The sequence below is a fragment of the Pseudomonas sp. BJa3 genome, from assembly GCF_026343815.1.
GTDB classification, from domain to species: Bacteria; Pseudomonadota; Gammaproteobacteria; order Pseudomonadales; family Pseudomonadaceae; genus Aquipseudomonas; species Aquipseudomonas soli.
This window is the reverse complement of the sequence record NZ_JAOXMC010000306.1, coordinates 1-260: the sequence shown is the minus strand read 5'-3', so window position 1 is coordinate 260 and position 260 is coordinate 1. Positions and strand designations below refer to the sequence as shown.

Annotated in this window: 1 pseudogene; it reads left to right on the top strand. The window is 69.6% G+C overall.

Annotated elements, in window-relative coordinates:
- Positions 1 to 260: pseudogene (locus OH705_RS27810) on the top strand (ornithine cyclodeaminase); the annotation flags it as partial.

Here is a 260-nt window from a genome sequence, read left to right as displayed (position 1 = left end):
GAGCACGGTGATGGCCTTTGGCGCGCTGGCGCGGGTCAGCACCGGCGAACCGCTGCTGATCAGCGAACTGACGTTGACCACCGCGCTGCGGACCGCCGCCACCTCCGCCCTGGCCGCGCGCGCCCTGGCGCGTCCGGGATCGCGCCGCATGGCCTTGATCGGCAATGGCGCGCAAAGCGAGTTCCAGGCCCTGGCATTCCATCACATCCTGGGCATCGACACCCTGCATCTGTATGACGTCGACGGCGCCGCCACCGACA